This window comes from Sulfurospirillum diekertiae, assembly GCF_002162315.1.
In the GTDB taxonomy this organism is placed as follows: Bacteria; Campylobacterota; Campylobacteria; order Campylobacterales; family Sulfurospirillaceae; genus Sulfurospirillum.
Genome location: NZ_CP021416.1, coordinates 2773540 through 2795294, shown reverse-complemented (window position 1 = coordinate 2795294; position 21755 = coordinate 2773540). Strand labels below are relative to the sequence as shown.

Genomic DNA, 21755 nt, shown 5'->3' with positions numbered 1-21755 from the left:
TTATTACGTTTTAAGTGTAAATTGGTTAGCAAGGGTATAAGGAAAATAGATGGTAGCCCGTCAGCATATTTTTTCTAAAAGCGTTGTTCTTTTAATCTCTTTTGTGATTATCCTCTCTTGTGGACTCGATTATTTTCTTAATATAAAAACTCCTCGAGCTCTTTATGAGAATGCTCTGTTGGTTCTCTCTTTTGTATCTATTATGTTATTTGTATTGATGAGCTATGGGCTTTATTTTGGGCTAAAGGTTAAAGATAATATTGGCAAACTAACTGATCACATTGATATAAAAAAACTACCAGATTTTTCAGGAGGAACGCCTGATATATCTGCATTAATAGAAGGCGTAGGTAGTATTTTTGAGGGGTTGGGAGGTTTTATTTTTGCAATTCTTGCTGCTCTTATTTTAATATTGTTTGGTTGGGCTATTGTTTTAGTATCATGGTATTTGATTATTTTTCTAGCGGCGATGCTTTATTGGATTTTTTTTTTCGTGCCACACGCTTAGTTCTCAAGTATGCTATGCGATGTAAAGGAAACTTGGCATTGAGTTTGCAATACAGCTTATTTTATACATTCCTTTATTCATCGTGGATGTATGGGATTATTTTAACACTTCATTATATTGAGCATTAACGTGGAAACGATCCGTTGTTGATGTCAATAACGGTGCCATTGATGTACTCAGGTGACTCCGTAGAAAGCCAAACAATGGTTTTAGCAATCTCTTCAGGCTGTGCGAATCGTTTTGAAATGACGGATTTTAAAAAAGCTTCCTGGCGTGCTTGGGGGATGGTGTTAAGCATATCCGTTGCAACGGGACTCGGTGCTACGGCGTTGATGATGATTTTACCTTCAAATATTTTTGAAAAGCTCTTCGTGGCATTAATAAGTCCTGCTTTAGTGATACCATACCAAATATCAGGATGCCCAATTTGCCCAGCAATAGAGGTATTGTTGACAATGCGACCACCTTTTTCAAGCATGGTTTTTGCCACCTCTTCAATGAGCTTCACGGGTGCTTCAAGATTGATTTTAAGCATGGTATTAATGTGATCATTTTTGTAGTTTTGGTAAGGAATCGCGTACATAATGCCGGCATTGTTGATGAGAATATCAATCGCTGGAAGTGAGGCAATGAGTGCAGGAATCGCATCGACTTGTATTAAATCGAACACGATAGTTTTGACGTTAGGGTGTGTTGATAGCTCAAAATTTTTAAAGTCGCGTGCAAGGATAATGACATCATAGTTTAAGGCTAAAAAAGCTTTTGTGACTTCAAGACCTATACCTTTGTTTCCCCCCGTGACTAAAGCTGTTTTTTGCATCTATTTTCCTTTTTGGTCGTTACAAAATAATGATCTCTTCTTCAAGTTTTACGCCAAAGCGTTTTAATACTTCTTCTTTGACGGCCGTTATAAGTGTGATGGCTTCTTCATACGTGCCACCTCCAAGATTGACTAAGAAGTTGGCATGGACATTGCTAAACATCATATTGCCAACACGTTTTCCTTTAAATCCCACCTCTTCAATAAGCTTTCCCGCAAAGTGCCCAACAGGATTTTTAAAACAGCTTCCTGCACTCGGTTCTTTGGGTTGATTGTCACGCATTTTTTTGAACATCGCCAGCAGATTTTCATCAAAACCTTTTTTACATGTAAAGGTCGCTTCATAGACAATACCCTCTATTTTTGCGAAGCGGTAGCCATGTTCTATCTGTGCTTTTTCGCTCCAGCCGTTTTCGGTTCGAATGGCGATGAGGTCATTGAAAATTTCCCACTCTTTTAGCCCCGCGTTCATAGCCACCATGCCACCTAGCGTTCCGGGGAGTTTTTGCATCAGCTCAAAACCCGCAAGATCATGCTTCTTGGCAAACGAGAGGATTTTGCCACTGGGTGTGGCACCTCCTATATGCAAAACATTTTCTTCTAAGCGTATAAAGTCAAAACACTTATCGAGCATGGCAAGTGGTTGAGGGGTGGAGCTGACAAGAAGGTTATTTGCGCCACCAATCAGGCGATAGTCTGAAGGCAACGGAATGATGGAATCAAGTAACAAAACATCCAATGTTGGACCAATCTTAATACTTGAATAAGTCGAAAAGTTAATCGATTTTGTCATTTAAAAAACAAAGGAAGGGATCATATCAATCATTCGCGTTGTAAACTCAATCATCATGTTCATCATCCATGGCATCGTAAAGATAGCGACAACGATGGTGACAAGGATCTTTGGAACAAAGCTCAGTGTGGATTCGTTGATTTGGGTAACCGCTTGAAAAATACTAATTGCAAGACCTGCTATGAGTCCTGAGAGGAGCATCGGCATGGAGAGATAAAGCGCTATTTTAAACGTTTCAACGCCGAGTCCGATGAGTTTAGCTTCCATAAAATACCTCTCTAGCTATTTCGCAATGCTTCGTATTCTTTGGGAATAAGATAGTCACGCGCTTTGATTTGTTGGTCATAAAAACCGTGATTGTATCCAAGTTCAAAAAGTTTGTCGATTGCTTGGTATTGAATGTCGCTCATATCGATCGAATTTTCATTGGCATAGAGTCCCAAGTATTTTTTAAGTGTGGCTTGATCGACTCGTACGAGGTTTCGTTCCAATAGCATTTTGGAAAGAATTCCTTGATGGGTATGCGCAACATCCACGGCCTGAATGAGGGCATCTTCGCATGCAATCGCACGTAAAATTGGCATAGAACGACGCAAAGCCATGCCTCCTAGTGGTAAAGGAAGTTCTTCTTTGCAAAGCTCTCTCCAGATATCCCACAATTCTCGTTCAACCACAAGGGTATCACTAAAATTTAAAATGCTTTCGTGAATCAAAACACCCGCGTCCACTTCTCCATCAATAACGGCTTGTTCAATCTCTAAAAAATTTTTATAGATAATGCGCGCTTCAGGGTAGGCGATTTTAAATAAAAGAGCATTCGTTGTATGTGTGCCACTGAGAGCTACTTTAAAATTACGTTTGAGTTTGGTCTCTTTACGTTTTACAAGTTTGGGACCATATCCTTCACCAAAACTTACTGCTGTACGTAAAAGGGCATATTCATTGCGGATTTTAGGGTAGAGAGCAAAGCTAATAGCGGTGATATCATAGCTATTTTTGAGGGCTTCAAGATTGAGAGTTTCAATGTCGAGGGCGATGTTTTCAAAACTCAAACCTTGTGTGCTAACCCAGCCAAATTTGATGGCAAAATACATAAAAATATCATCAGCATCCGGTGAATGTGCTACAGTAATCGTTTTCAAAAGTATCCTTGGAAAATTTTAAATCATTTTAACATATTCCATATTGAAATATTTTGAACTGCTTTCAAAGAAATCGTATAGAATTGCTTCAAAGGGCTTTTTCAAGCTCGAAATGATAAAATATTAACACTATAAAAGAGGTAGTACAATGCAAATCGATGAAAATAAGAAAAAAGCACTTGATCTTGCGATCAAACAGATTGACAAAGCCTTTGGTAAAGGGGCACTGGTAAGACTAGGGGATAAAGTAGTTGAGCCCATGGCTTCAATTAGCACAGGCTCTATTGGACTTGATCTTGCACTGGGAATCGGTGGTATTCCACAAGGGCGTATTATTGAAATTTATGGACCTGAGAGTTCAGGAAAAACGACATTATCACTTCAAATCATTGCAGAATCGCAAGCTAATGGTGGCGTCTGTGCCTTTGTTGATGCAGAACATGCGCTTGATGTGAAATATGCTGGTAATCTAGGCGTTGACATTGAAAATCTTTTGGTTTCTCAACCTGATTTTGGTGAGCAGGCTCTTGATATTGTGGAGACATTGGCGCGTAGTGGTGCGGTAGATGTCATCGTTATTGACTCCGTAGCGGCATTGACACCAAAAAGCGAGATTGAAGGTGATATGGGCGATTCGCACATGGGCGTTCAAGCAAGACTCATGAGTCAAGCACTTCGTAAGTTAACGGCAGTCGTACATAAAATGAACACGACGGTTATTTTTATTAACCAAATCCGTATGAAAATTGGTACGATGGGGTATGGCTCTCCTGAAACGACTACCGGTGGTAATGCTTTGAAGTTTTATGCTTCAGTGCGTATTGATGTGCGAAAAATCGCGACACTGAAACAAGGCGAAGAGCAGATTGGTAACAGAGTTAAAGCAAAAGTCATTAAAAATAAAGTGGCACCTCCGTTTCGTCAAGCAGAGTTTGATATTATGTTCGGCGAAGGTATTTCGAAAGAGGGCGAGATCGTTGATTATGGTGTAAAACTAGATATCATCGATAAGAGCGGCGCTTGGTTTAGCTATAATGAGACAAAATTAGGGCAAGGTCGCGAGAATGTGAAAGCATTTTTAAAAGAGAACAAAGAAACATCGTTGGAAATTGAGGAAAAAATAAAACAAGCCATCAGTGGCAATGCAATGGTAATGGCATGTGGCGTTGATGATATAAAGGAAGATGAATGATCTATATTGAAGATATTGCGGCAGACGAAGTTTTAGATAGTAGAGGAAATCCAACCGTTCGGGCAAAAGTAACCTTAAGTGATGGCACTGTTGCAAGTGCAATTGTACCAAGTGGGGCAAGCACAGGTAAGCGTGAGGCATTAGAACTCAGAGATAGCGATAGTCGTTATATGGGCAAAGGCGTACTCAAAGCATGTGAAAACGTCAATACTGAAATTTCGGATGAGTTGATTGGGCTGAGTCCTTTCAATCAAGCATTTATTGATGAAACGATGTTAAAATTGGATGGTACCGAGAACTATGGTCGACTAGGAGCAAATGCGGTGCTTGGTGTTTCTATGGCTGTTGCACGTGCGGCTGCACTAAGTCTTGGCATTCCTCTTTATCGCTATCTTGGCGGTGCAAATGCAATGACGCTTCCAACACCGATGTTTAATATTATCAACGGTGGTAGCCATGCCAATAATAGCGTTGATTTTCAAGAATATATGATTATGCCTCTCAACTTTGAGAATTTTGGAGAAGCATTAAGATCTTGTGTGGAAGTGTATCATCAGTTGAAAAAAATCATTGCAGCTATGGGTGAAAGCACCGCACTTGGCGATGAGGGCGGTTTTGCGCCGAATTTGAAAGATAATGAAGAACCTATCAAAGTGATTATGCAAGCAATCGAAAAAGCGGGTTATAAACCGGGTGTTGATATTGGCATTGCATTAGATGTTGCCAGTAGCGAGCTTGTAGCTGATGGTGGTGGCTATAGACTTGAGTCTGAAAAAAGAACATTGAGTAGTGCAGAGCTTGTTTCTTATTATGAAAATCTTTGCGCAAAATACCCAATTGTTTCTATTGAAGATGGGTTAAGCGAAGATGACTGGGATGGGTGGAAACTTTTGACTGAAAAATTGGGCTCAAAAGTTCAATTGGTTGGCGATGATCTCTTTGTAACCAATAAAAAAATCTTAAGTGAAGGTATTGCAAAAGGTATTGGTAATGCTATTTTGATTAAACCAAATCAAATTGGTACTGTGACAGAGACAATGCAGACAGTACGCTTAGCTCAACGCAATAATTATAAATGTGTTATGAGCCATCGAAGTGGTGAAAGTGAAGATGCCTTTATTGCTGATTTTGCGGTAGCTCTGAATACAGGTGAAATCAAAACAGGTGCAACTGCCAGAGGTGAGCGAACCGCCAAGTACAACCGTTTATTAGAAATTGATAAAGAGTTAGAATTTGGCGATTACATAGGAAAACAGCTCTTTATTAAATGAGTGAAGTTTTAGACGAATTTGAAGAAGAAACCGAAGAGAGTGGAAGCTCTGCTCTCTTTTATCTTAAGGTTTTATCTTTAGTTGTTCTTGTTGTAGGATTTGGTCTGTATATTGGTGATGTTCTCTTTGGTAAAAGTTCACTCGACGTGCTTTTAAATCTTCAAGCTGATAAAGACACCTTAACTGTAAAAATAAAAAATCTCAAAGAAGAGAATGCTGTATTACAAAAAGAGTATTTTGAGTTACGACAGTTGGACCCTGATAGATAAATTAAGGAGAACATATGCAGAAGATTCTTTGGCTTTTTCTATCTCTTGCAGTGATACTAGAGGCGAGAGAAAATCCTTTTGAGACAAATATGTCTCCTCAAGACGTTGGACAAACAACACAGATTAAAGAGGAGCGAACAGATTTTGTCAATGCTAGTTTAACCCTTCCAAGCAGTGCGCGGATTTTAAAAAGTGCTTCTGTTACTTTCCAAAATTTAGATGGCTCTATTAGTGAAGAAGTTGTTGGGATTGAAAAAAATATTGATTGGCATCTCCCCCTTATCTTAAGCAATGCAAAAGCTGATGCCAATGCCTCCTCACCCATTGTGCTTCCTGTGAATGTTTCTGACTCTAAAAAAAGTGCTGAAAAAAAAGTACCTGCCCTTAAAGAGGAAAAAAATTGCAAGTCTCATTACCCCGAATACAAATGTGGAGGGGAATACATTTAAATTGATAGATGACCTCTCTTTTTATATCAATCAGAATGAGATTACTATTTTTACTAAAGATACTAAAGTGCGCGATTTTTTGATAGCAGATCCCTATAAAGTGGTTGTTGATTTCAAAAAGGTCAATTCTTATGCCACGAGAACATTGGATTTTAAAAAAGCTCCTTTTGTTTCAGCAACCCTTGGCGATCATGATGATTTTTATCGGATTGCTATTTTGTTGGATGGTCATTATCGTTATGATATAGAAGCTTTTAAGGGTGGATATATTATTAAGTTAAAGTAAAAAGAGGCTTTACATGTAAGGAAAAATCCTTACATGTAAAGAGTGTTATATCTCGTATTTAGGTGTACGCTCAAGTGGTCCAAGGTAATGTTGACGAGGACGTGCAATTTTCATATCAGGCTGCTCTTTAAGCTCAAGCCATTGTGAAATCCAACCAGGTGTTCTACCAATAACAAAGATAACCGCAAACATCTCTTTTGGAATTTTAAGTGCTTGCAAGATAAGTCCTGAGTAAAAGTCAATATTTGGGTAGAGTTTACGTTTAATAAAGTATTCATCATTCAAAGCAATCTCTTCAATACGATGGGCAACTTCCATCAATTCACTATCAATCGAAAGCTCATTGACCAACTGTTTTTGGAGATTTTTCAAAATAGTTGCACGTGGATCGAAGTTTTTATACACTCTGTGACCAAAGCCCATCAATCTAAATGGATCATTAGGATCTTTTGCTTTTGCAATATATTTATCCACATTATCCACATTTCCAATAAGTTCAAGTTGACGAATAACCGACTCATTGGCTCCACCATGTGCTCGTCCCCATAAAGCACCAATACCTGCTGAAATAGCCGCATAAGGGTGTGCATGTGTAGATGCAACAACGCGAACGGCAGTGGTAGAGGCATTTTGTTCGTGGTCTGCATGGAGGGTAAAGATGGTGTCAAGCGCCTTGACTTCGATTGGTTTAAGGTCAATGTGATGATGAGGATACCCTCTAATCATATAGAGAAAGTTTTCTGTGAACCCTTTATCTAAATCAGGGTAGATGATGGGTAGGCCTTGAGAATAACGATATGAAAAGGCAGCAATTGTTGGAATTTTAGCAACAATGCGGTGCGCCATCTCTTTTGCTTCTTCCGGTGAATCCATATCTAGGTGATCAAAGTAAAAGGTTGAGAGTGCTGAAACAGCTGCTGATAGAATTGCCATTGGGTGTGCATTATCAGGAAAGGCATCAAAAAGTTTACGCATACTTTCATGAATAAAGGAACGCTTTTTGAGCTCCATTAAAAAGTTTTTATATTCATCTTTTGTAGGAAGCTCTTTGTGTAAGAGTAAAAAAGCAGTATCTAAGAATGATTTTTTGGTTGCAAGATACGCAATATCATAACCACGATACATCAACTTTCCAAGATCACCATCAATATATGTAATACGTGACCTACAGCTTGCTGTGGAGGTAAAACCACGATCTAAGGTAAACATACCTGTGCTACCATAGAATGTTGAAATATCAACAACATCAGGTCCTAGTGTTGACTTAAGGATCGGAAATTCATACTCTGTGCCCGTACGATTGTCGATAAGGGTAACTGACTCTTTACTCATACGCATCCTTTATTAAATAATAAAATATTATATCAAATTTTGTTTTGCCTGCTTAATAAATTGTAAGCATTATTATATTAGAGAGAAGAATAGTATAAAAGTTAGTTTGAAAGTTTTAGGTAGAGCGTAGCAGTAAATCTGCTACGCATGACAGGTTGTGGCAATCTCATAGCCCAAGCGTTCGATCATCTCACGATCACTTGCTGGGAGCTCCCCCTTGGTGGTTAGATAGTCCCCGATGACGATAGCATCAGCACCTGCTGCAAATATATCGCATTCTTTGCTTTTAAATGTTGTTTCACGTCCCCCAGCTACCATCAGTCGTGTATTTGGGAGAGCCGTTCTTACTTCAGTAATAATTTTTAATGCTTCCTTTTCACTTAAAGGTGCAGCTTTCAGTGGCAGTGCAGGGTTTTGAATGTAAAAATTAAGAGGCATTGTATCTGGACTCAATGACTTAACATTTTGTATAAATGCAGTTCGCTCTTCTTGGCTCTCACCAAGTCCAAAAATACCACCACTACATAAAGAGAGGCCTACTTCTTTAACATTCATGCAGGTTTGGTAACGACTCTCCCAAGAATGAGTGGTACAAATCTTAGTATAAAAGGTTTCAGAACTTTCTAGGTTGTGATTGTATGAGTTGATACCCGCATCTTTGAGCATCTTGAGTTGCTCAACAGTCGCAATTCCATTGCAAGCGATCAAATTCAAATCAGGAAGTTCTGCTTTAACAGCACGTGCTGCTTCGCAAACGAAAGCGAGTTTTTTATCATCAAGTCCAAGCCCAGATGTAACAAGACAAAATCCAATAGCACCATTGTTTGCAGCATTTTTTGCCTCAAAAACAATTTGTTCGACTGGTTTATATTTGTAACGCGCTATATCGACATGGTGACGAGCACTTTGTGTGCAAAATCCACAATCTTCCGCACAGCTTCCACTAGAGATATTTGATATAGCACATAAAAAAATTGATTTTTTCATGAGTGAGTATTCCTTATGATCGGTATAATTTAGAAGAGAGAAATCAAGAGGAGCTTCTTAAGCTTCCTCTTTGTGTTTACATTTGATGCATTCAAAAATCTCTTTTTTACGAAGTTCTCTTTTTGACATAATGTAACCACACTCTGGGCATTTTTTATCGGTTGGTTCATGATTAGAAATAAATTTACATTTTGGGTAGTTCCCGCAACCAAAGAATTTTCCTCTGCGTGAACTTCGCTCAATAATAGAACCACCACATTCAGGACATGGAACCGTTAAGGTAATCTGCTCTTTTGGCGCTACATCGCTCGTTTTTTTGATATTTTGAGTGTATTTACAGGTAGGATAGGTACTACATGCAATAAATTCACCAAAGCGACCTTTGCGTCTAACAAGTTCTTTCCCGCAGTCTGGACACATTTCACCTGTGAAAACGACGACTTTTTGACTTTCAATATTCGTCTTACCTGCAACTACTTGTTGTTCAAATGGTTCGTAAAAATTCCATAAGGTTGTTTGCCAATCTTCTTTATCTTCAGCAATTAAGTCTAAAGTTTCTTCCATAGTGGAGGTAAAAGATGAATCGACAATTTGAGGAAAGTGTTTTTCTAAAAGTTCAGTGACGCTAAACGCTATTTCACTTGGAATAAGTTGCTTTTTCTCAATCGTGATGTAATCACGCGCTGTTAATACCGAAATCGTTGGTGCATACGTTGATGGACGACCAATACCTAAACTTTCCAGTTTTTTAATGAGGCTAGCTTCTGAATAGCGTGATGGCGGTTCTGTAAAGTGTTGGTTTGCATCAATTTTGGTTAGTTTTACCTCTTGACCTAATGTTAGATCTGGTAAGAGTTTATCTTTGTCATTGTCGCCATAGACTTTATAAAAACCATCAAAAAGGAGTTTGCGACCGCTTGCTTTAAACTTACCGCTATTGCTTTCAAACATAAGCGTTTGCGATTCAAAACGCGCATTGTTCATTTGAGACGCTAAAAAGCGGTTATAAATCAATGTATAGAGTTTAAGTTCATCCGGTTTGAGGAACTCTTTAGCAATATGGGGTGTAAATTCTAATATTGTAGGGCGAATCGCTTCGTGTGCTTCTTGGGCACTTTTAGATTTATTCGCATAAAAACGTGGTTTTTCAGGTAAATAAGCGTTGCCATAATGTTTTTTGATTTGATCGCGAGCTGCTTCGATGGCTTCTTTGGAAATATTTAAGGAGTCCGTTCTCATGTACGTAATAACACCCATAACCCCTTGATGCGTTTTAACACCTTCATAGAGGGTTTGTGCAACCATCATTGTTTTTTTAGGCGAATAACCCAAAGCACTTGAAGCACTTTGCTGAAGCGTTGACGTCATAAAAGCGGGGCTTGGAGAGCTTTCACGTTCTTTCTTCTCCAAAAGAGCCACTTTAAACGTTTCCTTCAAAAGCTTATCTTTAATAGTATGGGCACGTTCACTATTAGAAATTGTCATTTTTTCGATTTTGCCCCCTTCAAACTCTACCAAAGAGGATTCAATCGTTTTATTAAACAGTGCGTCGATGCTCCAGAACTCTTCTTCTTTAAATGCTCTTATCTCTTTTTCACGATCTACAACGATTTTAAGTGTGGAGGATTGAACGCGTCCCGCACTGAGCCCTTTTTGGATCTTGGAAGAGAGCAGAGGAGAGAGCTTATAGCCCACAATGCGGTCAAGCAAGCGTCTGGCTTGTTGTGCATTAATACTACTCGCATCTAAAACTCTTGGATTTTCTAAAGCATGCGTAATGGCATTTTTCGTAATTTCATGAAACACAATACGTGGGAGCGATTGTGGGTCTTTTCCAATAGCTGTGGCAATATGAAAACCAATGGCTTCCCCCTCACGGTCCTCATCGGTCGCGATATAGACTTGATCCGCAACTTTGGCAAGATCTTTGATCTCTTTAACCACCGCAGCATGATCTTTGGGGATACGGTACTCTGGAACAAAAGTTTGGTTGTCGATCTTAATACCAAAACTGCTTTTGGGAAGATCGCGGATATGTCCTTTAGAAGCGACAACTGTATAGTCTTTACCTAAAAAATTCTTAATCGTTTTTTGCTTTAGTCGGGGATTCGACAATAATGAGATTTTTTCACTTATTTTCCATCTTTACATGTAAACATTTTTTGTGTATTCTATCTAAAAAAGAATCTTTTTAAAAAATAGTCTCTTGGATTAAAGTTTTTTTTTTGAGGAGACGATCTTGTTTCTATCAAAGGCAAGGATGCCTGCGAAATACAAAAGATAAAAGGATTTATCATGGGTTTCCGTATTAACACAAACGTTGCATCACTTACTGCACAAACAAGTGCTGCAGTCAACAACAGAAATTTGGACAGTTCACTTGCCAAATTGTCTTCAGGTCTTCGTATCAATAAAGCAGCAGATGATGCTTCTGGTCTTGCAATTGCAAACTCACTTCGTGCACAAGCAAGTTCACTTGGTCAAGCTGTCTCTAATGGTAACGATGCAATCGGTTTGATTCAGACTGCCGATGGTGCGCTTAGCGAGTACTCAAACGTTCTTGATACTATCAAGACTAAATCTGTACAAGCAGCATCTGATGGTCAAAACTCTACTTCTCGTCTAGCCATTCAAAAAGACATCAGCCGTCTACTTGAGAACTTGAACACTATTGCTAAAACAACATCGTTCAACGGTCAAAAACTTCTTTCTGGTACCTTTACCAATAAAGAGTTCCAAGTTGGTGCAAATGCGAATGAGACGATTAAAGCTTCAATCTCTTCTGCAGAGACAAGTCAAATTGGTCAAACGAGTCGTGCAACACTTACCGTTGCTGCTGGTGAAAATCAATTAACGTTGAAAAGTGCGATTAGTGGTAAATCAATTACGCTTGAGTCAGTAAATGTATTGTCAAACAATGATCCTGAAAATGGTCTTGGTAATCTTGCCGGCATTATTAATAAACACAGTGCTGAAACAGGTATTACAGCAAAAGCAGTTGTTAGTACAACAACAGATACAGCAGTTGCTGCAGGTACTACAGGCAATGATTTTTCAATCAATGGCATCAATATTGGTGCTATCAATGTATCTGCTAACGACAGTGATGGTGCATTATTAACAGCGATCAACAGCAAAACAACTCAAACAGGTGTTTCTGCAACCACATCTGCAGGTAAACTCACATTGACAGCAAGTGATGGTCGTGCCATTAGTGTTACGGGTGATGCTTCTGCTGTTTTGGGAACTACATCTGACAAAATGAGTACAATTGGTCATCTTGAAGTCGTTCAAGCAGGTTCTGCTACATTCCAAATTACAGGTTCTGATCTTGGTAAAGCTGCTGGTGCAGATATCACAACGACTGGTTCAACGAATATGGTTCAAGATTCTCAGTTGGCAATTGGTAGTACACTTGGTATCGGTAGTACTCTTGCTGCAGGAACAAAAACAGGTGTAATTATTACAGCAACGGCAGGTATGAGTTTAGTTACAGACTCCTCAACAGCTGATATGACTCTAGCGGTTGGCTCTACTCTTGCTTCTGGTAGTGTAGTTAACAAAGATACTGTTCTTGCATCAAAAATTGGTGTTAGTGCTGATACAGTATTAAGCAGTGATATGTTTGTTAAAGCCGGTTCAACATTAGCGGCTAATACAAAGCTCGATGCTGGCACTGTGCTTCAACAAGACATGACAGTTGCGGGTGTTTCTTACAAATCAGGGATGACCTTAACCGCAGCCTTAACATTAAGCTCTAGCGTCATTCTTTCAAAAGATATGACAATCAATGTAGCTTCAACGAGTAATGTTGCGCAAATAGGTGATGGTAGTACTTTATTGGCAGGAACTATTACGGGAGCTGATATAACGCTATCTTCTACTTCAACACTTGCAACAGATATGACTCTTAAAACAGGTAGTGTTCTTAGTGCTGGTTCTACAATGGCGGCTGGAAGTGTTCTTGGTCAAAGTATTGTTATTACATCTGCTGCTCATGTTACAACACAAGCAACGGATCTTAAAGTAGGTTCAATCCTTACATCGGCTTCTATCATTAAAGAAGGCTCTTCTTTAGGTGGAGAGGTTACTATGGTGAGTGCTACATCACTAAATAGTGATATGCTTGTTAAAGCAGGTTCATTGTTGATTTCAGGTACAGTGTTAAAAGCGGGTACAGTTATAACACAAGATCTTACTGCTGCACAAGCGGGTAATGCTGGTGTTGGTATCAAAGCGGGTACAGTTCTAGGAACCGATCTTACAACAACAGCTGATATTTATACACAGAATGACATGACGTTGCTTAAAGGCACTGGCACTGCTGGTAGTATTCAAGCAGGTTCAAAACTTGCAGCCAATGGTGGAAACCAAAATAGTGCTTCTTTAACAGATACAACGTTTAGCAACCTTTCAAAAATTGATGTTACAACACTTGAAGGTGCGATGAAAGCTATTGATACAGTTAGTGCAGCGATGACAAACCTTGATACTATTCGTTCAGATTTAGGTTCTGTTCAAAATCAAATCACTTCAACTATCAATAATATTTCTGTAACACAAGTAAATGTTAAGAGTGCTGAGTCTAATATTCGTGATGTTGACTTTGCTTCAGAATCAGCTAACTTCTCAAAATATAACATTCTTGCTCAATCAGGAAGTTATGCAATGAGTCAAGCGAATTCTGTACAACAAAACGTATTAAAATTGTTACAATAGTGACAATGCCTAAGGTCGCATAGCAGTCTTAGATACGTTTCCTTAAATGACCGAGCCTTTTGGCTCGGTTTCCTTCTTTATTCTCTTAGCATTATTTTACATAACCCTCAAGTTTAGAAATATACAGTGTTGATATTTTAAGCAGTTGTTTGACCAATATAGCATTAATTTGCACCATGTGCTTATGAGGATTGGCAAGGTCTTTTGTGTTGAAAAGGTCAAAGATATAGCTTAGTATAATAGGAAAATATTCGTAATATACTTGGGCTAAATCAGAGTTACGCTTATAATCCATATCACTAAGATCCCAAGAGAGCTGGCTTAGTGTATTTAAGAATGCTTCAACATGTGCAAATTTCTTTTTTTGGAACTGTTTGATGATTTTTTCGAGCTTCTTGGCTTCTGAAACTTGGTATTTAATTTGTCTTTTATCTGCTTCATTAAACTCTGCTTCGCCAATACTATTAAAAAACTGACCCAAATTATGATGTATCTCACTTTGATCAAGTATTGCAAATTGTTCCCAGTTATAGTTTTCAACATGAAGTGGTTCCGCACCTTTAAGGTATGCTCCATTACTAAGGTTATAAACAGATGTAGTCGCATCTTTTAATATATCAGTAAAAGCTTCAAATTGCATATGAGATATTTTATAAGGAGAGAGAACAGGTACTTGATCTAAAAAATTTCCACGCACATACTCAACTGAAGCTGAAGGATCAAGAGAAGCATTTTTTTCATCGATTTTACCTTGTGTTTGGTCAACGTGAAAGCCTCCATGGGTTTGAAGTGTTTCACTATCTAGGGCTAAATCTATACCTAATAAAAATATTTTTTTTGCTCCAAAGACTAGAAAAAGTCCATAACTGTACTCACCAACACTGGGTGCTGAAAGTCTTCCAAAACCTTTTTTATAGAGTGTCCCTTGCTCTATAAAATGTATTTTTGAGCGTTCAAATTCTTGAACAGTCGTCTCATCTACATTGGAGGCTAAAAGCACGATAGAGTTTTTAAAGTACTCTTTTACATCAATGCCCTCGAAAAGAGATGCTGTAGCGTCTGCTCCTGGATCAATATGCACAACAACATCAGGGGAGATGTTATTGTGTTGCAGAAGTCTACATGTAGAAAGTGCTGAAACTACGATAAAATGATGGCGATTTGCTTTAACCCACTCAATATTTTTCAAGGTGGAAGGTCCAGAAAAAAGAAGTAAAATAGGTTTTTCTGATAAGAGATTGTTTGAATGCATTTTATTGACATTTAAAAAAGAGTAGTTTTGCGATAAATAATGAGGTGAATCAATAAATCGAAGAAGCATAGCGCTATATCCATAGCTAATATAGCTTTGGGAAAGAACATACCCTTGAAGTCGTCTGAGGGATGGTTCATAATTGAGATTAAAAGGAATATGTTTCATCGTAAGATTATAATTATTCCCTTTATCCAAAAACTGAAGAAAGGTTGTTTTTTCTGAGAGTTCATCATCTGCAATCGAAAAATAAACAAAACGATTTTGTGCTAAATTTTTATAATTGGTCACAAACAATGAAAGTCTAAAGAGTTCAAGATTTTTCTCTTGAATAAAAGCCACTTGAGGATTCAATTTTGTAAGAACACCATCTAGATGAAGCCCTAATCCAAGATCTAAAAAAATAACTTTATGAACTCTAGACATGTACGTTTCTGAACCATTATAGGCTTGTGCGTAATTAATGATTTTAATTGTCGCCCACAGTGAGTTATGAAATGAAAGTTCACTTTTATCGATGTAGTCAGCTTGCTCTTCGGTTGCATAAATATATTTATGTGCTTTGAAAACTCCACCTGTACGTTTTAGATTGAGATTGTCAACTATTCTTTTTGAATATTCTATGCTGTTTTCTCCATAGAGCCATTCATTACTGTTTATCTCTAAGATATCAAAATATCCCTCTTCTTTATATTCAAGAGCATAATGTTCTTTATAAAGCCCCCCATCGATGAGTTGGTTTAAAATGAGAAGTTTTTCATAAAGGGGCTTATGGTTTTTTTCAAAGTATGTGAGGTTTTCTTGAAATGTTTTTAATGCTACTGCTTCTATACTATGCATAAAGAGCCTTTTTTTCCATCAAAAACCATGTCAAATCATCTTGAAGAAACACAGGGTCGCGGTGGTAGCAAAAACCATAATCGATCAGCGTTAAATCAGGGTATTTGTCCATCAATTCTCCTGCGAAATCTCGTTTAAATAATTTCCCTTCAAATCCTCGATATGAGAGTTCAATTGGTGTTGGATTATAATATTCAACAACACAAATATAGCGTTTTGAGCTTTCATACAATTTTTCATAAACCATTGGTAACCATTCTGGGTTAAGATGAATGAAAACCCCTTTGATAAAGGTTAAATCTCTTTGTGTATCGGGCATAAAGTCTAAAATAGATTGATGATACACATGGATATCTCCCATAGCTTTTAATTGTTCAACGGCAAGCTGGTTGATTTCAATCGCTGAAAGGCTAACTGATGGAAGGAGCTGCTTGATCGCTTTAAGGTTGAGCCCTATATTGGAGCCAAATTCTATGATAGAATTGACATGTGGCGCTTTGGCAATGATTTTTGAAAAAAGAGCGATATTCGTAGCGATAATTTCTTGGTCTTTGTTACGTTGTACATAGTCATTTCCAAACTCACCTGCCCAAAAATGTTCTTGTTCGGTTTTATAATGTTTCATTGTTTTCCTTTTGAATTTTTTCTACACATTCTAAAAGCAAGTAGTCGTCATATTTTTTAGCAATAGCAAGTACTCCTATAGGAAGGCCATGCTTGCCTTTTAGTGCCGGTATGGAAACCGTAGGCATCCCCAAAAATGTCCAAATAAGATTTGAATCTGGTATATCAGGTGTGGTTAATCCAATAGGTGCTTCATCGGCTGTTGTAAGAGTTAGTAAGACATCATACGATGCAAAATAGTTATGAAAATCAAGTGTCAAGCACGCTTGTTTTTGTAGCGATTGTTTGTAAGCATCTAGGGTTGTTTTTTGCCCTTGAGTGATAATCTCATGAAAAATAGGACTAATGAGTGTGCCTTGTTTAAACTCTTCTCTAAAATAGTAGGAGAGTGTTTTATCGTAAATGAGACCATGAATCTCATAAATTTTTTCCATTTCAGCAGGATATTTTAGTTCTTCAACCTCAAAAAAAGTAGGATTAAGCTTGTCTACAAAGTGTTGAAATGCTTCTTTGGCAACGTGGTCAGCAAGATGCCATTTTGGATGTTTGATAATACCTATTTTAAAGCTTTTCTTTGGGGTAGAGCTATAATTGTCCAGATGTTCATAGACATATTCGTAGTTTTTCCCATGTACTCTAGAAGCATCCAAAATCAGCTTTAAATCTCTGGCACTTTTGGTTAAAAATCCAAGTGTATCGAGTGTATCGGTTGTTTTAAGCACACCAACACGAGGAAGGATGCCAAAGGTGGGTTTGTATCCATATACACCGCAGTAACTTGCAGGTCTGCCAATTGAACCTGCTGTTTGGCTTCCAAATGCCACGGGAATCATATCAGCAGCGACTGCAACGGCTGAACCGCTGGAACTTGTCCCTGGAGAGCGTTCAAGGTCGTGAGGGTTACGCGTTTTATCTTGGTAGTGTACAGCAAACTCCGCGGTTGTTGTTTTGCCAAGAATTAATGCACCGCTACGTCTTAGGTAGTGTACAACTCTTGCATCATTTCCAGGCGTAAAGTCTTTCCAAAGCGGTGAACCCATCTGTGTTGGCATATCAAATGTGTTATAGTTGTCTTTAATTCCAATAGGTAGACCCCAAAGAGGATGGCTTTTAGGATCAAGCGTTTCAATTTTACGTAATTGTCTATCAATAGCCTCTTGATTGATGTATTCCCAGGCATGAAGTACAGGGTCTTTTTGGGCGATAGCATTTAAAAACGCTTCGGAAACTTCTCTGGGGCTAACTTTTTTAGCCTTTAATAAACCGATGAGTTCTGTGGCATCACAGTGTGTTAAATGTGTTTTCATTTTGCTTCTTTGAACTTACCCTCGCGCATGGCTTTGAGGACAGTGGTGTATTCTTCTTCACTGATATGTGCCATATCGAGAAAATCGTCTAAATAAGCAGGGCGTTGTTGGTCGTATTTTTTAGCGACTTCAAATCCCTCTTCTCTGGTTAAAAGTCCATAGCGAACATCGGAACTTGCCTGATCGGTTCCTCTACCAAAGCCACGTTTGACAAATTTCATATGGTCATGTAATGTTTCAAATTTGCATTCATTGCCTTTGAATCCTTTGTAATGCCCAGCTCTAAACTCTTCTTTCCATTCATACTCTTTTTTAATGAATTCCATTTGACGCTCATCATCCCAGAAAAGATAATCGCCTAGATGAATGCCTACGACACCAACACGTTCAATATCTTCGTAACTTGGGAGTTCAAAAGGTTTGAGATCTTTTGCGGTAATTTCATCATCAATCATTTGCTCAGGATAGAGTTTTGCCGAAACCTTTGTAAAATAGTCTCTGTCAAATTTAACCGCTTTATCGGTAAAGTTTGCTCTACCGCTTACCTCACAGACTGATTCACCCCAAATAAGTAAGGGAATATTGAATTTAACGGCAATTTGTAATGGAAATGCACCAACACCTGCGTGGCAGTGCCAACAAGAGTCTCCGATTTTATAAAACGACTTAACAAAAAGTTTTTTAATAAGAGGTTTGTTGGGTGTAAACATGATATGATCAACCCCCAGTTTTTCAAGACAATTTTCAAGATTAAATTTTCCAACTTCGCTATACCAGTTGTGATTAAACGTTACCGCGAGTGGTTTCATGCCATAGACTTTTGTTAGAACATGTAGTTGAAAAACGCTATCTTTACCGCCACTAATAGGGATAATACAGTCATAGTTATTGCCAGCTTTTACTTTGTACTCTTCTAAAATGGAACGAAGTGTACTCTCACGTTCTTTCCAGTTAATGTGCATTTTCTGCTCTTGCGCTTGACACGCAAGACAAACGCCCATTTCATCAAACTGCATTCCTTCATTAGAACTTGGCATACAACAGCGTACACAATAAATTAAATGTTCAGGGTATAAAGGTTGTCCGTAATTATATTTAGATTCATTTGATTGTGACATGTATACTCCTTGTGACACTATGACTCTATATCGGATGTTGAGCGGTTTTGTATAGGCTTCTGAACGATGCCGTATTCTAAAACGTCGTAAAAGTTTTCATGTTTCAACAGCGCTTCTTTGCGCCTGCCTTCAAGTTCCATGCCTAAGGAACGTGCTAAATGTTGCATTGGAACATTGGCTTCACTGGTTCCACAATAAATACGGTGTAGCTTTAAAAAGTCAAAACCATAGTCTAGCAAAAGTTTCCCTGCTTCTTTAGAGAGACCTTTCCCCCAATAGGCTTTATCGCCCAATAAAATGGCAAATTCTGCACTCTTATTTTTAGGAGAAATCGCTTGCAATGCAATGTTTCCAATATGTTTATCGCTTGTTTTATCGCACATGGCAAAAACTTTACATGTAAGATTGTTTTGCATGCTTTGAATGTAGGAAAGTGCCATCTCTTGGGTATAGAGCGTATCTCCATGAGAGTTATACTGGCAGACCACGCGATCGTTTAGCCATGAGGGATAATCACCCAAAGCATCGTTTACATGTAAAGGGCGAAGATAGAGATGTTCACCAATTAATTTCACACCAATTCCTCTCTATTTTCCCAGACTTTAACAAACGCTTTTACCACATCGTCCATATCATTTCTACTCATACCGGGGCGCATCAGCTCATGGGTAAAAAGACGCTCAAAGTGCAGGTTTTCGCATACGGGACAGTCGCCTTTTTGATAGGTTATGGAAGAGAAATTAAACGGATAGCCTTTACTTCCAAAGGCAATTTTATGTGCAAACATAGGTTGCAGATAGATGGGTTTCACATAACCACATCCGATTAAAACATCAGAATCATCACGCATGATGGTGCGAGGAAGCTCTGCTTTGACTGCTTTGATGAAAATATCACGGTGAACACCACCTGCAAGGCTTGCGTCAAACTCTAAAGGATGCACGTAAAAAGCGTGTTTTGCATGTTCTCTGGTCTTTGTTGTTTTAAGGCAGGGAATGCTTTTCAGTGCCTCGTTGATGTAGGCGACATTTCCTTGGCGTGTTTGAAGTAAAGAGGGAAGTTTCTTAAGCTGTTCACGTGCTACGGCACACTCCATCTCTGTCATACGAAAGTTAAAGCCAACCATGTTGACAAGCTCAGCTGAAGAGCTAAAGCCTTTATTAGCGATGACGGATTCGGCGTGGTTACGGATAAGTTGCAGTTTATTGGCGAGTGCGTCATCATTGGTGACGATGACACCACCTTCACCTGAATGGATATGTTTGTGGTAATTGAGCGAGAAAACACCCATATCGCCCAGTGTGCCAGCATAGCTTTCTTTGTACATAGCACCTGGAGCTTGCGCCGCATCTTCGATGACGATGAGGTTGTGCTTTTTAGCAATCGCATTGATGGCTTCTACATCATAAGGTTGACCAAAGATGTCCACCACGATGATGGCTTTCGTTTTGTGAGTAATTTTTCGCTCAACGCTTTTGGGGTCTAGGCAGTAAGTATCTTTTTCGATATCGGCAAACACGGGAATACCACCGTAAAAAAGCGGTGCAACGGCTGAGGCTGACATAGTGTAGGGGCTCACGATGACTTCATCGCCCGCTTCGATCCCAGCTGCTCCTACAGCGCAAATAAGCCCTGAGGTTGCGGAGTTGACACTGATGGCATGTTTGACACCAAAAAACGTTGCCCACGCTTTCTCAAAAGCGCGCACTTCACTTCCACCGTAAAAATCTTCATGCCAAGCACCAAGATAGGTAGAGAGTTTTCCACTACGAAGCACACGGAGAACCGCTTCCTCTTCTTCTGTCCCTATGGTGTTATAAGCTGGAAAAGGGTTAGTTCTGAGTTTCTCTCCGCCGTTGATGGCTAATTTTTTCATTTTTATTTCTCTTTTGCAATGGTTTCAAAAATTTTTGTATGAACATTGATGTGTTCTTGCAAGATCTGTTTGCAGGTTATATCGTCATTTTGGAGTAAAAATTCAAGGGAATGCAGAGCATAGTCTTTTAATGTGTTGGGCAAAGTCTCTTCATGTTCCAAACTAAAATAGCCTTCATACAAAGGTGAGGGTATTTTGATGAACGACTCAATGCGAGAGCCTCCCTCTTTGATTTCTACCTTACCATTGTCAAACCAGAGGGTAAGCTCAAATGCCGAATAAGGAAGTTCTTCCATGCAACTCAGCACACCTCTATCCTCTTTACAGGTAACCTCAAAATCGCCACTGATGTCTTCGTGTAAACGTTTTACATGTAAAGATTTTATATTCTCTATCTCACCAAAAAAGTGACTCAAAACGGCTAGCATATGTACACCATTGTGAAGCAAGCCTTTGGTGAAAACGCCTTGAAAGCGCACGGCTTTGCCCCATTTTTGTGCGGCAATGTCATTGGCAAGTTTGATAAAAGAGGGGTCATACCGTCTCATAAGATGAATCAGAATTTTTTTCTCGCTAGAAAGAAGCATTGGTGCGATATGCGCCAACTCTTTAGCCGTTGCAACCAAAGGTTTTTCACACAAAATGGCTTGCACACTTTTTACATGTAAAGCCTCTTCCAACGCTTTTGCATGAAATTGCGTCGGCGAAGCAATAGCAAGTAGATCGATAGTTTCATACTGCAAAAGAGCATCCAGCGAATGGTAAACGCCCATTTGTCCCCAACGCCCAATAAACGCATTTTGGTTTGCACTGTTGGGTTCGCAAATAGCGACAAGTTTACAGCTGGGATGTTTTAAAAATGCATGGGCATGTGATGCAATGTTCGCACTATTAGGCGAGTCGATAAGACCGCCAATACTGCCTGCTCCAACAATGGCACATGAGAGAGTTCTTTGCATAAAAAGTGCCT

Annotated in this window: 20 protein-coding genes and 1 pseudogene; 7 read left to right on the top strand and 14 right to left on the bottom strand. The window is 38.9% G+C overall.

Going from position 1 to position 21755, the window contains the following annotated elements; translation table 11 throughout:
• The first annotated feature begins 49 nt into the window (after nucleotides 1–49).
• Nucleotides 50–508, top strand: a complete 459-nt coding sequence (locus tag Sdiek1_RS14325) for a hypothetical protein (RefSeq protein ID WP_087439728.1) — start codon at nucleotides 50–52, stop codon at nucleotides 506–508.
• A 124-nt stretch (nucleotides 509–632) separates the two neighbouring features.
• Here the strand turns inward: Sdiek1_RS14325 and Sdiek1_RS14320 are convergent, their stop codons facing one another.
• Genes Sdiek1_RS14320 through Sdiek1_RS14305 form a run of 4 tightly spaced genes read right to left on the bottom strand, consistent with a single transcriptional unit; the run spans nucleotide 633 to nucleotide 3263 of the window.
• Entirely contained in the window at nucleotides 633–1328 is a 696-nt protein-coding gene (locus Sdiek1_RS14320; protein WP_087439727.1) for an SDR family NAD(P)-dependent oxidoreductase, read from the bottom strand.
• A 19-nt stretch (nucleotides 1329–1347) separates the two neighbouring features.
• Nucleotides 1348–2121 carry a UDP-N-acetylmuramate dehydrogenase gene (locus tag Sdiek1_RS14315; RefSeq protein ID WP_087439726.1) on the bottom strand — a complete coding sequence of 258 codons (774 nt, stop codon included), beginning with the start codon at nucleotides 2119–2121 and terminating at the stop codon, nucleotides 1348–1350.
• Nucleotides 2122–2388, bottom strand: a complete 267-nt coding sequence (gene fliQ / locus Sdiek1_RS14310) for a flagellar biosynthesis protein FliQ (RefSeq protein WP_087439725.1) — start codon at nucleotides 2386–2388, stop codon at nucleotides 2122–2124. It abuts the gene before it with no gap.
• Nucleotides 2389–2399: 11 nt separating this feature from the next.
• Nucleotides 2400–3263 (bottom strand): menaquinone biosynthesis family protein, encoded by an 864-nt coding sequence (locus Sdiek1_RS14305; protein ID WP_087439724.1) that lies wholly within the window; start codon nucleotides 3261–3263, stop codon nucleotides 2400–2402.
• Nucleotides 3264–3417: 154 nt separating this feature from the next.
• On the opposite strand from Sdiek1_RS14305, the gene recA reads away from it, so the two are divergent.
• The 5 genes from recA to Sdiek1_RS14280 are packed head-to-tail and all read left to right on the top strand — an operon-like array spanning nucleotide 3418 to nucleotide 6730.
• Complete coding sequence (recA, locus tag Sdiek1_RS14300) at nucleotides 3418–4455, top strand: recombinase RecA (RefSeq protein WP_191342104.1); 1038 nt, start codon at nucleotides 3418–3420, stop codon at nucleotides 4453–4455.
• The gene (eno, locus tag Sdiek1_RS14295; RefSeq protein WP_087439722.1) at nucleotides 4452–5726 is read left to right on the top strand and encodes a phosphopyruvate hydratase; all 1275 of its coding nucleotides are present in this window, start codon (nucleotides 4452–4454) and stop codon (nucleotides 5724–5726) included. Before recA ends, eno begins: the two co-directional genes overlap by 4 nt.
• Nucleotides 5723–5995, top strand: a complete 273-nt coding sequence (locus Sdiek1_RS14290; RefSeq protein WP_087439721.1) for a septum formation initiator — start codon at nucleotides 5723–5725, stop codon at nucleotides 5993–5995. Before eno ends, Sdiek1_RS14290 begins: the two co-directional genes overlap by 4 nt.
• Nucleotides 5996–6009: 14 nt before the next feature.
• A complete protein-coding gene (locus tag Sdiek1_RS14285; RefSeq protein ID WP_087439720.1) occupies nucleotides 6010–6444 on the top strand; it encodes a hypothetical protein in 435 nt (144 codons plus the stop codon).
• Between the two features lies 1 nt (nucleotide 6445).
• Entirely contained in the window at nucleotides 6446–6730 is a 285-nt protein-coding gene (locus Sdiek1_RS14280) for an AMIN domain-containing protein (RefSeq protein ID WP_161492058.1), read from the top strand.
• A gap of 45 nt (nucleotides 6731–6775) precedes the next feature.
• Here Sdiek1_RS14280 and Sdiek1_RS14275 read toward each other — a convergent pair whose 3' ends face one another.
• The 3 genes and pseudogenes from Sdiek1_RS14275 to topA all read right to left on the bottom strand — a co-directional run bounded on the left by Sdiek1_RS14275 (nucleotide 6776) and on the right by topA (nucleotide 11168).
• Complete coding sequence (locus Sdiek1_RS14275) at nucleotides 6776–8062, bottom strand: citrate synthase (protein WP_087439718.1); 1287 nt, start codon at nucleotides 8060–8062, stop codon at nucleotides 6776–6778.
• A 141-nt stretch (nucleotides 8063–8203) separates the two neighbouring features.
• Nucleotides 8204–9049: a biotin synthase gene (locus tag Sdiek1_RS14270; RefSeq protein ID WP_087439717.1), complete on the bottom strand. Its 846-nt coding sequence runs from the start codon at nucleotides 9047–9049 to the stop codon at nucleotides 8204–8206.
• Between the two features lie 57 nt (nucleotides 9050–9106).
• Nucleotides 9107–11168 (bottom strand): annotated as a pseudogene (topA, locus tag Sdiek1_RS14265) (type I DNA topoisomerase).
• Nucleotides 11169–11344: 176 nt separating this feature from the next.
• On the opposite strand from topA, the gene Sdiek1_RS14260 reads away from it, so the two are divergent.
• A complete protein-coding gene (locus tag Sdiek1_RS14260) occupies nucleotides 11345–13768 on the top strand; it encodes a flagellin N-terminal helical domain-containing protein (protein ID WP_087439716.1) in 2424 nt (807 codons plus the stop codon).
• Nucleotides 13769–13859: 91 nt separating this feature from the next.
• On the opposite strand, the gene Sdiek1_RS14255 is transcribed toward Sdiek1_RS14260, so the two are convergent.
• From Sdiek1_RS14255 to Sdiek1_RS14225, 7 genes are read right to left on the bottom strand one after another with little or no spacing between them, the layout of a single operon-like run.
• Nucleotides 13860–15860, bottom strand: coding sequence for a 6-hydroxymethylpterin diphosphokinase MptE-like protein (locus Sdiek1_RS14255; RefSeq protein ID WP_087439715.1), 2001 nt, complete (start codon nucleotides 15858–15860; stop codon nucleotides 13860–13862).
• On the bottom strand, nucleotides 15853–16485 hold the full coding sequence (locus tag Sdiek1_RS14250; protein WP_087439714.1) for a pseudaminic acid biosynthesis-associated methylase: 633 nt from the start codon (nucleotides 16483–16485) through the stop codon (nucleotides 15853–15855). The genes Sdiek1_RS14255 and Sdiek1_RS14250 overlap by 8 nt, the downstream gene beginning before the upstream one ends.
• Nucleotides 16472–17791, bottom strand: a complete 1320-nt coding sequence (locus tag Sdiek1_RS14245; protein ID WP_087439713.1) for an amidase — start codon at nucleotides 17789–17791, stop codon at nucleotides 16472–16474. The genes Sdiek1_RS14250 and Sdiek1_RS14245 overlap by 14 nt, the downstream gene beginning before the upstream one ends.
• A complete protein-coding gene (locus Sdiek1_RS14240) occupies nucleotides 17788–18909 on the bottom strand; it encodes an N-acetyl sugar amidotransferase (protein WP_087439712.1) in 1122 nt (373 codons plus the stop codon). The genes Sdiek1_RS14245 and Sdiek1_RS14240 overlap by 4 nt, the downstream gene beginning before the upstream one ends.
• 17 nt (nucleotides 18910–18926) lie before the next feature.
• Nucleotides 18927–19484, bottom strand: coding sequence for a GNAT family N-acetyltransferase (locus tag Sdiek1_RS14235; protein WP_087439711.1), 558 nt, complete (start codon nucleotides 19482–19484; stop codon nucleotides 18927–18929).
• A complete protein-coding gene (locus Sdiek1_RS14230) occupies nucleotides 19481–20785 on the bottom strand; it encodes a DegT/DnrJ/EryC1/StrS family aminotransferase (RefSeq protein WP_087439710.1) in 1305 nt (434 codons plus the stop codon). Before Sdiek1_RS14230 ends, Sdiek1_RS14235 begins: the two co-directional genes overlap by 4 nt.
• Before the next feature lie 2 nt (nucleotides 20786–20787).
• Entirely contained in the window at nucleotides 20788–21744 is a 957-nt protein-coding gene (locus Sdiek1_RS14225) for a Gfo/Idh/MocA family protein (protein ID WP_087439709.1), read from the bottom strand.
• Between the last annotated feature and the right edge of the window lie 11 nt (nucleotides 21745–21755).